The organism is Planctomycetia bacterium, assembly GCA_021413845.1.
Classification (GTDB): Bacteria; Planctomycetota; Planctomycetia; order Pirellulales; family PNKZ01; genus PNKZ01.
This window is the reverse complement of the sequence record JAIOPP010000162.1, coordinates 1-13,256: the sequence shown is the minus strand read 5'-3', so window position 1 is coordinate 13,256 and position 13,256 is coordinate 1. Positions and strand designations below refer to the sequence as shown.

Below are 13,256 nucleotides of genomic sequence, written 5' to 3'. Positions count from 1 at the left end.
AGGTCTTTGCGGATGCGAAACGCCGCGTACTCCTAGCCGCCGTCGGCCGTGGCGTCGACTTCCGTGATCTTGGCCTCGGGGGCGCGGCTGCGAAACCAAGCGGTAGTGCGAGCACGCCACGAGTCGGCGACGTCGCGCCCGGCTACGAAGCCGGCGGAACGCCGAAGGCCGTCGGGCTGCACAAGTCGATCGCCAAGCACTATGGAGTTCCCGAGATCGATCTCGGTCGGGCCTTGGTCGACGAAATCAAAACCGGCAAAAGCAGTTGGGAATCGCTGACCGCCGACGGCGTGCACCCGAACGCCGCAGGGAGCGCCATCTGCTTCCGCGCGATCGAAAAGTTTCTTGAGGCCCGCGCCGGCGATGTCGCGGCGGAACCGGTCGTCGTACTCCCCTCGCCGCTCACGAAAGATCCGTTCCACGGCGCGTACGTGATCAAAGGCTCGACGTTGTATGCGCCGGGGTGGATGAAAGTGCCGAAGCCAGACTCGCAGATACCCCCGCACCTTGAGGCTGAGGCCGTCGGCTCGGAGCTTGAGCACCAGTTCACCGGCTCGGCGGTCGGGTTGTTTCTCCTCGTCGGTCCCGACGGCGGCGACATCGAATGGAGCATCGACGACGGCCCGCCGCAGCGGCTTTCCGCGTGGGACGGTCAAGCCGGTGCGAGCCCGCGCACTAAGTTCGTCATCCTTGCCGACAACCTTCGCTCCGGCGGCGAGCATAAGTTGACGATCCGCGTCCATTCCGAGAAGCAGCCGCAAGCGACGGGGAACCGGATTCGCATCGCGGCGATCATGATGCACTGCGATTGCTAGGTGCCGGCGGCACATTTCCGACTCCGGCATCGCCGGACATGGGCATCGCGTCGCTAGCTCCGTTCCGTGTTCATGGCATCGACCGCGTTGGCTGATTAGACTCAGCGAAAGAGTAATGCCGCTTAATCTACTGGAGCCGGGAAAATGTCAGGTCGTCGATTATCAGGAAACGTTCCCTCGGCGAGCCGAACATGGCTAATCAAGCTGCGGTCGATCGGCCTCGTCGGTATCGTTCTGGGAATGATTCTTTTCGGATGCTCCGCTTCAGTGCTTGCGCAAGACAAGCCGCCGGCCGCGCCGATCGCAGAGCGCACGGCTGCGGAGACTTCGCAGATCGATGTGATCGTCGAAGATGCGGTGGCCGCGAAGTTTCACGTGCCCGACTCGCTCACGCTTCGGGTCCGCATTTTGCAACTGACGCCGTTTAAGCCGACGCAGATTCAATACAAGTACGGAGGTTGGGGAGCGCCGGGCGAGCGCGTGTACGGCTACTTTTGGAAGCCGAAGGCGGAGCCCAAGCCCGCATCGTCCGGCAAGGGGATCGACGACTTGTTGGATACTCCGAAGAAGAAGGCTGCCGCTCCGCCGCCGCCGATCGATGGACTCCAAGACGGCAAGAGCGTCGATCCCCGATTTCGCAACCGCGTGGAAAAGCCACCGATGTTCGAGTTAGGAGAATGGTCGGATGAGATCCCTCTCAAGCAATTCGTTCCCGGCGGCGCCGATAAGCCGCGCTTCCTCCAAGTGTTCGGCGGCGATCAAGGAGAACTCGGCGAGGGCCGGCATGGTCGCGGCGGGCGCGAGTTTCTAGGAGCCGCGCGCGGTCTGCGCATGGAGTTCGAATTTTTCTACGAGGGAAAGTCGATCAAGCGCTTCACGACCGAGGCGCCCGACGGTCCGATCGCCTCGATCGTGATTCCCTTTCAAGAGTTGATCGGGGATGTGAAACCGACCGACGCCTTGTTCCTCGACAAGCTGACTCCGCTGGTCACGTATGTCGAGCGCCGCGCGGACTGGGCCGCAAGGCAACCGTGGGCCGTCGGTCCCAAGCCGGAGCGGATTGCGATGGTGACCAATCTCGGCGGCTACGGCCCTACGAGTCGGCTCGGCGTCCGGCATGCGGAACCGGCGATCGTCGAGCAGGAGGCGCGCATTCTCCGCGCCATGGGGATCAACGGCTTTCAAGACGGTCCGTCATTGCTCGTCGACGAAGCGATGCGGAACGAAGGGACCGGCGCACAGCTCGGTCGGGGTTACACCGCCGCCGCGCATGGGTATCCGGTTCCCGTTTCCAACGGCAGCACTCCGACCCCGCACGCCGGCTGTCCGTTCGGACCGGACGTGGAAGCGGCGAAGCAACAAGCCGCGGCCGCCGCCGTGAAGACGATGCAGGCTTTTCGCGGTATCTTCCTTCTGCAAGGGACGACGGTCGACGAGATCGGCGTGGTCGTCGATGGCGCGCCGGAAGGAAAAGCGCACCTCACGGTTTGTCCGCACTGTCGGCGCGGGTTCCATGCCTATCTCGAAAGCATGGGTCTCACGCCGGCCGACTTCGGCGATCGCGATTGGTCGACTATCGCACCCGTCGCGGTATGGGGCCGCAAGGGAGACGACCGTCCGTGGATGAACGACCAACGCCAGGCGATGCTCGCTTATTGGACGCTCCGATTCAACAACTATTCCTCGGCCCGACTCTTCGGCGACTTGCGAAAAGCATCGCGCGAAGAGAACGCCAAGAAACGTGCGGCACTGGCCGCAGGCGACACCGCGAGCGATGTCGCTCGGCAGCCTTGGCATTATCCCGGCGCCATGCGCGGCAACTCGTTCCTCATGGGTGGGCACAGCTTAGACTTCTTCGACTTTTATCGAACGGCGGACAATGCCTTCATCTACGAAACCTCGAACCGCGATGCGCGGGTTTGGTCGTGGGATAGCTATCTGTGCGACGTCGGGCGCGTCGTGACGGCGCAGCCCGACATGGGCCAAGAACTCTTCGGCGTTTACGTCAAGCCGCATCGCGGAGCCGGCATGCAGCGGGGCTTATCGGCCGTCAGTCGCGGTGCGCGTTACATCAACTGGTACACCTACGGTCCGTCGTACGCTAAAGGAGACGATTGGGGGAGCAAGGACGAAATGCTCGCCACGGTCGGTCGCACCAATCGGCTGATCGCCGGTGCCGAAGAGGTGCTCTATGAGGGGCAATGGACGCATGCGCCGCGAATCGCGGTCGTGAAACCGGGGGCTTCGGAAATTTGGATGCAACTGAGCGGCGGTGCGCCTATGTGGAGCGCCGCCTGGGAAAACGCGAAGTGGATCTACACGGCGCTGGCGCATGCTCATCTCCCCGTCGACCCGATCGATCAGGTGATGATCCGCGACGGCGACTTATCACGCTACGACGTGATCTACGTCAACGGTCCCGCACTGGAGCGCGCCGCCGCCAAGAAGCTGGTTCAGTGGGTGGAAAACGGTGGAACGCTCGTGACGATGGGTTTCGGCCTGTCGCGGGATGAGTACTGCCGACCGCTGGAGTTCATGCAGCCCGTGCTGGGATTGAAAGATCGGACCGAGCCGGAAATGTGGCAAGCCACGAAAACGTATGGAGCCACGGCCTTGCAACACTACGACGACAAGAGTCGTCTCGGTCCAGCACCGGCGCAGCCGACGGCCCGAGTCAGCGGATCGGGAATCTTCGAGGGAGGCTTCGATCTCACCATCGGACGTGAAGTTCTTCATCCTGAGAACGACGCCGACGTCGTCGCCCGCTACGGCGACGGCGGGGCGGCGGCCGTTCGCCATGCGCACGGCCGCGGCGAAGCCTACGTGCTCGGATTTTTCGCCGGCCTGGAGTACGTCGTCCCGCTTTTGAACGACCGCTTCCTCATGCAGCGCGACTTCGACGACACGCGCCGTCGCTTCGCAACGGCCCCGGCTCTGCAAAGAACCAAGCCGGTCGTCGACCTCGGTATGCCGACCATCGAGGGGATCTTAATCCGGCAACCGAAAACCGGCAGGCAAGTCGTCACGTTGATGAATTGGACCTACGGCGTGACGGCGGTTCGGAAAATCAAGTCGGAGAACGGAGAGCGCGAGCAGCCGAAGATCACGCACATACCGGCAGAGAACGTCCGAGTGAGCGTGCGTGGCGCCGGCGCCGTCGCAAAGGTCCGCTCGCTCTCGTTGGAGCAGGACTTTCCGGTGCAACCCGACGCCGACGGTGACGGCTTTTCCTTTACGCTGCCGCACTTAGCGGAAGGGGACATTTTGCTCCTGAATCCTAAGTAAGTAGCGAACGTGAATCGCACGAGCTCGGCTCGCTGTCGAATCATTCGATGAGGGGGGCCGCGCCGAAGCGATACACCGATGCGAACAGCCGCCGATGAATTCCGTAAATCGTCCGTCGAGCGGCTCGCAGGCGGCGCGGCGGGAGCCTAGAATTGTCGCTTCTCCCGCCTAATCACCCCGCCTGGGCTCCCCCGTGATGCGCACTTTCGTCATCGGTTCGTTCTTGTTTCTCTCCGTCTGTGCCGTGGCGGTCTCGCGCGCAAGCTCCGCCGAGCCGGCTCCGGCCGTCGTCACGTTCGACGCCTCGGGCGAGCGGACGCTGCTCGTCGCCGATCCGGCCGCCGCGCAGCGGAAAGCGCTCGCCATCGACGTCGCCTCGGGCCTCAAGGGCTCGCACAAGTTAAAAACTTCGGCGGCGCAGTTGGCACCCGGTCGCTATCGAGTCACGCTCTATGCCCGACTGCATGCCGGTGCCGCCGACAACCTCAGTCGCATTCGCTTCGATTGGTCGCTCGGCGGCGTCGGCCCTGCCGCGGTGAAGAAATCGTTCGTCTGGACGCAGTTCGATTCCACGCCCAACCGCTACACGCCGCTCGTTCTCGAAACGACGATCCTCGCGGCATCCAGCCCGACGTTGCAGCTCGATTGGGCCCAGGTGTCGACCGGCGCGCTGGACAAAGTTCAATCGATCCGCAAAGAAGAACTGCCGACCTCGCCCGACGCCGTGGCGATCGCGCCGAAGAAGCCGAAGTCGATCGCCGGCGGCGACGACCTGTTGAGCGAGATCAAAGCCGAGAGCGCTCCGCTCATGCCGTTGTCGTCGCTCCACAACCCGGCCTTGCTGCTCGACCGTGTCACGTTCGAGCCGCTCACGGCCGGCTCCGTCTGGATCGAATCGGTTCGACCGCAGTTCGTGCATGTCTATCCGAATCAACTGAATCCGATCGACGTGCAGATTCGCAGCCTTTCGGCCGGTGCGAACGCCGAGGTGCGGCTCGACCTGCTCGCAGGCCTCGACGAAGTCGTGCATAGCTCGACGCAAACGCTTAAGCTCTCGGGTGGCACGACGAACTGCCGCTTCGAGTGGCCCGGCGGACCGCGCGAGTTCGGCCATGAGGCCCGTGTGACGGTGTTGTCCGAGGGCAAACCGCTCGACGTGCGCAGTGAATACTTTTCGTGCAGCTTCCCGATCTGGAAGACCGCAATGCAGGCGAGTGGGTTTCTCGACTTCCATGATCGCCTCGCGCAGTTTCCCGATCACGTCGCTTACAACCGTCGCAATTATCTGAACGTCGAAGAAGCGTTTAGCTGGCAACCGAGTAGCTGGACCGATCTCACTCCGAAGAACGATCACTGGTGGACCGGCCAAGGCGATGCCCACAACTCGCGGGCCGGTCTGGAAATGTGGATGAAACTGAGCCACGCCGAGGGGATCAAGATGATCACCTATCTTTGGCCGACCGCCAGCGGACCCGAAGGCTTGGAATGGGGGCGCGAAACGCCCGAGTTGGTGACGCACGATCGGATCGGCCTGCCGAACGAGTTCTTCGACGTCGAAGACCTGCGGTTGAAGCCGATCACCGAAGCCGACCCGAAGTTGTGGGATCTGCGAAGCGGCATCTGGAACTACGTCGGCATCAACATGGGCATGCTCCGCTCGGTCGACAAAGGAATCTCCGAGACGGTCGCCTCGGCCAAGCAATTCGGTTGGGACGGCGCACGCTTCGACAACCCGCCGGGCTGGAGCGCGATGGGGGCCACGGACGTTCACGGCGAGTTCCAATTGCTAGGCGTCGAAGCGACGATGAAGAAGTTGGTGCCTGATTTCTACGATAAGAAAGAGGGACAGTGGTCGGGCACCGAAGTGTCGTTGGGCAACGTTCGCTACGCGCGACATCAACTGCAAGCACACGATCCGCACTTCGCGATGTCTTTCAACTTCGGCATTCCGGAGAACATCAACTCGCCGGAGGGGAATAAGTTCTTCGACGAATGCTGCCTCGGCGGCGGACAGATCATGGACGAGCAGATTCGCCAAGTCGTTCGCGGACCTTGGAAGGGTTATCTCGAACGGATTCACACGGAGGCGAACGTGGTCCGCAAGCGCGGCGGGCACCTTTGTTGCGTCGTGGCGAGCGGCTTCTCGGCCTCGATGCGGCTCTATGCCATTTGCAGCTTGTTCATCGGCGGCTCGCATCCCTACGGCGACTACGGCTGGAGCGCACCGCTCCCCGGCAACTACGCACAGTTCATGACCCGCTACGGCGAATACTGCTGGGCCGGCGACCTAGAACCCACCACCGCCGAAGCGGAACAGTTCTCCATCGATGACGACTCCCAGCTCTGGTGGCGCGAGCTCCCGCGCCGCCGCACGCTGCCCGACGGCCGGACGCAATGGGTCGTGCATCTGCTCAGCAATCCGCCGAGCCCGGAGATGGCCCCCGACAAGCCGGGCACGATGACGCCGTGGCGCACGAAGTTCAACGTCGGCCGCAAGACCGCGAAAGAGCCGACCGTGTGGGCGCTCAGTGCCGAGCCGACGACGAGGGCCGAAGCGTTAACGGCCAAGAAAGTCGGCGACCGCTACGTGGTCGAGATTCCGGAACACCGTGTCTGGACGATGTTAGTTTGGACGGAGGCCGCACGATGAACCGGATCAACCGCTTTATTTACTCTCTCGTCGCCGCAGTCTGCTGCTTGCTCACCGGATCGGCTCAGGCAGCCGATGCACCGGCGGCGCTCCCCAAGGCGCTCGTCGTCGTCGGACCGTGGGGCGATATGTTTCGCTGGCGCGAAGCGATGCATTCCGGCGGTGTGCTCTATGAAGATGCCTACCGCGCGATGAACGTCTATCACGGCGGGGTCCGGATGTACGGCCTGCCGCAAACGCCCGAACAGTTGGCCGGCTACTCAACCGTAGTGCTGGCGAACATCGACGCCCCCTCGCTCGGCCCGAAGTGGTTAGCCATGCTTCGCGACTTCGTCGACCAAGGGGGCGGGCTCGTCGTCCTCGGTGGCGAATGGGCCTACGGGCGCGGCGGCTACGCCGACACTCCGCTGGCCGAGATGATTCCGGTCGACATGCCCCCCGAGTATCCGATTCCGGTCGATCGGGCCGGCACGCCGCTCAAGGCCGAGAGCGCGTCAAGCTGGCCGAGCGATTACGCTTTCGACCAAACACCTCGTTCGTTTTACTCGCAAACATTAGCGCCGCGGAAAGGTGCGACGGTCGAGCTCCGCGTCGGCGAGCGGCCCGCGATCGTCAGCGGCTCGTTCGGCAAAGGACGCGTCGTGGCCTGCGCGCTGACTACCCACGGTAAGCCCCCGACAGGAACGCTCGCGTTCTGGGACTGGACCGATTGGCCGCGCTTGCTGGGCCGCGCCGTCGATTGGTCGGCTGCGAACCGCACGGCCGACGCGGCGACATCGTCGACGCTCAAGCCGCTCGCTGCCGAAGAAGTCAGCCAAGTCAAGTTTCGCTTCCAGCCGTTGACGGCGGAATTCGCGGAGCGTTTTGCAATCGGCCCCAACGCCGAAACGGCCGGGATCGTCTTCGAGCAACTTTTCGCCGACAAACCGATCCGCGTCGCGCTCTCGCCGGCGATCGTCGGCGCGCTGGCCCGCTTCGCGGAACCGGCGTGGGAAAAACAGTTGCTCAAATGGAGCGACTCGCTCAACCCCGAGGCGGCGCATCGCAACGCTGCGATCGAGTTGCTCGGCGCTTCGCGCGGCCCCGCCGCAAGCGAACGCTTGCTCAAGCTCCTGCCCGACTCCGACGTGACGCCGGCCGTGCTCGACGGTTTCCGCCGGCTCGACGATCCAAAGCATTTGCCGATCTTGCAAAGCTTGTACGAGCGCACGCTGCCGACCGCCGACTTCCGCCGGAGCGGAACGCCCGGTTGGAACAGCCCCGCCGCGTTGCGGCAAGGGGTCGTCGCCATGCATGCGGCCGCCGCTCTCTACTCCTTAGGCGACCCGCAAGGATCGGCGCGGATGGCGAAGCTCTACGCCGAGGTTCAACTGCTCCGCCGCATCTATGCCAACGCCGCCAAGCGCCGCGTGGCCGACACGGATGCGACGGGGATCGCCATTCGAGCCGCGATCTACACCAAGGCCGACGACCTCCGCCAGCTGGAAGCGTTCTTGCTCGAAGTCGCAGGGCCGATTCCCCCGCGCGGACGAGAGGCGTTCCTCGACTACGCCAAAAGCGCAGCCGACGACGCCGAAATCCGCTGGCTCACGGCCGGCTTACTCCGCTCGACGACCGATGACTTGTCGCCGCTCACCACAGCCCAAGATGGCATCGTTCGCCGAATCGCCTTGCTGAAAAAGTAAGACCGACTCGCGAGCGGAAAAAAGCCTTCGCGCGACTCACGGCTTCATGAAGCCGCGCTTTCGCATCAGGGCTTCAATGCCGGCGTCGCGGCCGCGGAAGGCTCGGTAGCCGTCGGTCGGGTCGATCGTGTTTCCTTTCGAGAAGACGTGGTCCCGTAGCCGGCGCGTAACGGCCTGATCCCACGGGCCGCCGGCTTCGGTAAACGACTCCCAGGCGTCGGCCGTGAGCGTGTCGGCCCAGAGGTAGCTGTAGTAGGCCGCGGAGTAGCCGTCGCCGCCGAAGACATGCAGGAAGTGCGGCATGCGATGCCGCATCACGATCTCTCGCGGCATCCCTAGCTCGGCGAGCGTTTCTTGCTCGAACTGTGCCGGTTCGATCGCGGCATCGCCGGCTAGATGCAGTTTCATATCGATCAGCGCGCTCGCCAAGAACTCGACCGTGCGGAAGCCCTCGTTGAACCTTCCCGCGCGCTCGATGCGGGCCACGAGCTCCTTCGGGATCGGCCGGCCCGTCTCGTGGTGCAGGGCGAACCGCTCGAGCACCTCGGGCGTCGAGAGCCAATGCTCGAGGATCTGCGAGGGAAACTCCACGTAGTCGCGCGCCACATTCGTGCCCGACAGCGACGGGTAGTTCACGGCCGACAAGAGCCCATGCAGAGCGTGGCCGAATTCGTGGAACAAGGTCGTGGCGTCTTCCCAACTAATAAGCACCGGCTCGCCGGGCCGGCCGCGCATGTAGTTGCAGTTGTTCGACACGAGCGGCGACGTCGCTCCGTCGAACCGTTCCTGAGAGCGGTAGTCGCTCATCCAAGCGCCGGAGCGCTTCCCCGTGCGCGCGAACGGGTCGAAGTAAAACAGCCCGACATGCGTACCCGACACGTCGACCACTTCCCAGACGCGCACGTCGGAGTGATACACGGGCACGCGGCCCGGAGCGAGCGGGCGGAATTCGAGGCCGAAGAGCTCGCGCCCCGTATAGAACATCCCCTCGCGCAACTGCTCGAGTTGCAGGTAGGGCATGATCTCACTCTTGTCGAGATCGTACTTCGCGGTTCGCACCTTCTCGGCATAGTAGCGATAGTCCCAAGGCTCGATCGTGATGCCGGCCCCTTCACGATCGGCGACCGCTTGCATGTCGGCCACTTCTTCGCGGACGCGAGCGACGGCCGGCTTCCAGACCGCTTCCATCAAGGCCTGCGCCCGCTCCGGCGTCTTCGCCATCGCATGCTCGACGCGCCAATGCGCGTGCGTCGGATAACCCAGCAGCTTCGCGCGCCGAGCTCGCAGCCGGAGCGTTTCGGGGATGATCGGGTTGTTGTCGTGGGCGCCGCCGTCGCCCCGGCCGATGAACATGCGCCAGACCTTCTCGCGTAGGTCGCGCCGTGAGGCGAAGGTGAGAAACGGCTCGACGCTCGAGCGCGTGTTTTGGATCGCCCATCGGCCCGGCTTACCGCGAGCCGCCGCTGCTTCGGCCGCGGCCGATTTCACATCGTCGGGCAGGCCGGCGGTTTCGGCTTCTTCGGTCAGGAAGACGACGTCGTTGGTCTCGCACGCGAGTAAGTTTTGGCTGAACGCCGTCGTGAGCTCGGCCAAACGCTGGTTGATCGCCGAGAGTTCTTGCTTAGCGGTCGCGTCGAGCTTCGCGCCGGCGCGAACGAAGTTGGTATACGTGAGCCACGTCAGCCGCTCTTGCTCCGGTGTCAGGCCCGACGACTTACGGGCCTCGTACACCGCCGCAATGCGCGCAAAGAGCTTGTCGTCTTGAAAGATCCGATCGTCGAAAGCGGCCAGCTTCGGCGACATTTCCTTCTCGACCAGCCGGAGCGGCTCGTCGCTCATGCAGGCCGTGAGCGTGCCGTAGACCGATTGCACTCTACCGAGCGTTCGGCCGGATCGTTCCAACGCGGCGATCGTGTTCTCGAACGACGGAAGCGTGGCATCGGCCGTGATCCGCGCGATGGCCTCGAGCTGCTCCCGCATGCCGGCCTCGAGCGCCGGCGCCAGATCGGCCGTTCGCGCAACGTCGAACGGAGGGACGCCCCCCCAAGAGCCGTTCCAGGGAGAGACGAGAGGATTGTCGGTACGAACTTCGGAGTTGGTCGTCATGTCGGTGTGCAACCAAGTGAGAGCGGTAAGAAAGATCGGCAGGCAACGTCGGCAATGCGCGAAGCATCGCTGCACTTGCCGATCAACATATCGCCGAACGACCGCCGGCGACAGCGGCGCTATCGGCGAGCCGTTCGCCGTCGCCGCTCCGGTTGCAGCGGGAGCCTATGGCAACGGCTTCGAAAGCGATGCCGCCGGAGTAGTTACGGTCGGCTCGAAGATGGTTTTCTTATTGGCCGCATCGGTCCAAGTGATCTTGCAGCGCGGCAATGCGGCGGCGAGTTGTCTTACTTCGGCTTCGGTTCGCGTCGACGCATTGAGGTTGAGTTCGAGCAATTGGGTGAACCCGCTCAACACGGCGAGGTCGGCGGAGTTGATCGCACTGCCGGCCAAGGTCAGCTTCGAAAGGTTCTTGCAGTCTTTCAACGGCGCGATGGCGACGAACGACTTCGGATCTTTTTCGACCTCGATGCATTCGTAGAACGTCAGCTCCTTGAGGTTCGGATATTGCGGGAACCAACTCATCGCCTGGGGAGATACCTTAACTTTCCAAAAGACCATCGACCGGAGACTCGGCATTCCGGCGAGCGGCTTAAGCCATTCATCGTCGCCGAACGCATGCAGATGCTCCAGCAGCGGAAACTGCCGGATCGTGGCTACGGCGGCCGGCGTGAGCTCGCTGCCGGGGACGATGAGCGATTTCAACTTCTTGAGCGGGGCGAGCTTCGCCAGTCCGGCATCGGTGAGCGTGGAAAGTTCCAGCGACTCGAGGTCGGTGAACGCGGCCAGCCGCGCGACTTCCTCTTCCGACAACGGCTTCCCGGAGTTGTTGAACTTGCTGAAGTTCAGCTCGAACACCTTAAGCGGTCCGGTGGGAACCGTGGTCGCGTTTTGTTTCCGGCCGTCGATCTCGAAGCCGATGCGCGCGAGCTTCTTGTTCTCCAAGAGCCAAGCGGCGACCGTGGCTTGATCGGCGGTGCTGGGCGGTAATCCGCTCGTCGCGACCGCCGCCGGACCGGGCGTGTCCCATTCGACGAGGAAGTAATTCGACCTGCTGTTCCGATCGTCGATCGGCTTGTTGTACCATCGGTCATCGGCAATCCAAGACAAACCGCTTTTTTCGACGACGGTCGGCATGGAGCCCAGCCACAGCGAAGCGTCGAGCGGTTCGCCCGTAATCCAAGTCCAGGAACTATTGCCTCCGGCATGCGAGCCGCCGAGGAATATCTGCAGCCCTAGATCATTCCGATCGGTACCCCGCGGACGTTTCTGAAAGACGTTCGTCAATATCCAATCTCGTTCCCCCTTGCTTGTGATCGTGGCGAGATGGCCCCCCAGCGCCTCGGCCTTGGCCTTGGCTTCCGACCAAGTGCTGAACGAATCGACCAGCAAATAGCGATGGCCGCCGAACGTAAGCGCCTCGGCGGGAATCTGCGGCGCCGAAATCGCCGGCGTCAGCCGCGGCTCGATCCAGCCGCCGTTGACATTATAGGTACCGCCTTTGCAAATGACTTCCAGCCGCAACTCGCGCACTGAGGCAACGGATACGGAGCAGACGGCTTCGTCGGTTACATTTTGAATGAGGGGCGATTTCCAAAGCTCGCGGCCGTCCCCTAGCACGCGGAAAGTTAGGGTGGTTTCTGCTTTCGTGTTCAACAGCCCCACGGTTGCGTTCAGCGCCTCGAATCGCCCGTTCAGCGAATAGGTCACCGTGGAAGGCTCGGCATCCGTAAGGGGGTGCATATACAAGCAATGCTGCGGTTGTCGACCACGCCATTCGACCGGTTTACCTGAGGTGTCGAGACCGTGCTTGCCGAAATTAAACACCTTCAGCTCTGTTTCCGGCAGGTCGTCGAGATAGACGGCGCCGTTTGATGCGGGAACGGTCGATGTGGAAATGGCCGGAATCGGCGAGCCGTCGGACTTCACCCAGGTGGCACCGGTGATCTTGCCGTGGCGGCCTTTGCCGGAGGAGTCTTTCAGCACATCGCCGGAGCCTTCGTCGAAGTGGTAGAGGGCCAGCGTGTCTTTATCGGCGGTGAGCTTCGGTTGCGGCGTGAAGTTCGCGTCGTGCCGCGCCGTCTGCGAGATGCGTAATTCATCGATCGTGACGTCGGGCCCGGGGGAGATGATCATCAACGGGCCGAGTTTTCCGTTGCCGGCGCGCTTGGTCGGCTGCGGTTCGTCCTTGCTGTCCACGAGCTTCCCGTCGACGTAGAGCGAACGCTTCGTTGCGGTTCGTATCCCAGCGAGATGAACTCGACGGTGAGCGACATACGGAGTTGCGGAAACCGCCTGGCTGTGAAACGTATAAAACGTCCAACAGTTGTTCGTAAGCCTTAAACCGAATTCGTCGGGAATGTCGATGAAATTCGAATTCCCGCTTCCCGAACTGTTATCGCCCGCGGTGACATAAGCCTCGACCGTAAACGGTTGCGTGACATCGAGCCCGACATTCGGAGCTTCGACTTTAGAATTATTGCTGCGTGCGAAACGAAGCGTGTAGTCGCCGGCTGCCGCTGCCTGGGTGGGAACGAATGCCGGGACGCGCGGAGTCGTGCCCGACGTCGCTGGTTGCGGGACGACCTCGACCGTGGCGCCGTTCGGGACGTTCACTTCCGCGACGACGTTGCCGTCTTTGTCTCTCACTTTCACGATGATGCCGGCCAGGAGCAGCAAGCCGGCGAGGGCTCCGGCGGCGATGTATTTCGTGCG

Annotated in this window: 6 protein-coding genes; 4 read left to right on the top strand and 2 right to left on the bottom strand. The window is 63.0% G+C overall.

What is annotated here, in order from left to right:
• The 4 genes from K8U03_26325 to K8U03_26310 all read left to right on the top strand — a co-directional run.
• On the top strand, positions 1-815 hold an 815-nt coding region (locus tag K8U03_26325), incomplete at its 5' end, for a hypothetical protein (GenBank protein MCE9608415.1).
• 240 nt (positions 816-1,055) lie between these two features.
• On the top strand, positions 1,056-4,100 hold the full coding sequence (locus K8U03_26320; GenBank protein ID MCE9608414.1) for a hypothetical protein: 3,045 nt from the start codon (positions 1,056-1,058) through the stop codon (positions 4,098-4,100).
• Positions 4,101-4,296: 196 nt separating this feature from the next.
• The gene (locus K8U03_26315) at positions 4,297-6,750 is read left to right on the top strand and encodes a hypothetical protein (GenBank protein ID MCE9608413.1); all 2,454 of its coding nucleotides are present in this window, start codon (positions 4,297-4,299) and stop codon (positions 6,748-6,750) included.
• On the top strand, positions 6,747-8,435 hold the full coding sequence (locus K8U03_26310; protein MCE9608412.1) for a glutamine amidotransferase: 1,689 nt from the start codon (positions 6,747-6,749) through the stop codon (positions 8,433-8,435). The genes K8U03_26315 and K8U03_26310 overlap by 4 nt, the downstream gene beginning before the upstream one ends.
• Before the next feature lie 36 nt (positions 8,436-8,471).
• On the opposite strand, the gene K8U03_26305 is transcribed toward K8U03_26310, so the two are convergent.
• Both K8U03_26305 and K8U03_26300 read right to left on the bottom strand, forming a co-directional pair.
• A complete protein-coding gene (locus K8U03_26305; protein ID MCE9608411.1) occupies positions 8,472-10,541 on the bottom strand; it encodes a M3 family metallopeptidase in 2,070 nt (689 codons plus the stop codon).
• Between the two features lie 165 nt (positions 10,542-10,706).
• The coding region (locus K8U03_26300; GenBank protein ID MCE9608410.1) for an NPCBM/NEW2 domain-containing protein at positions 10,707-13,256 on the bottom strand (2,550 nt) is incomplete at its 5' end.

Excerpts from the sequence above, each read along its gene's own strand:
- K8U03_26320 (MCE9608414.1), top strand. The coding sequence starts at position 1,056 with ATGATTCTTTTCGGATGCTCCGCTTCAGTGCTTGCGCAAGACAAGCCG.
- K8U03_26315 (MCE9608413.1), top strand. The coding sequence starts at position 4,297 with ATGCGCACTTTCGTCATCGGTTCGTTCTTGTTTCTCTCCGTCTGTGCC.
- K8U03_26310 (MCE9608412.1), top strand. The coding sequence starts at position 6,747 with ATGAACCGGATCAACCGCTTTATTTACTCTCTCGTCGCCGCAGTCTGC.
- K8U03_26305 (MCE9608411.1), bottom strand. The coding sequence starts at position 10,541 with ATGACGACCAACTCCGAAGTTCGTACCGACAATCCTCTCGTCTCTCCC.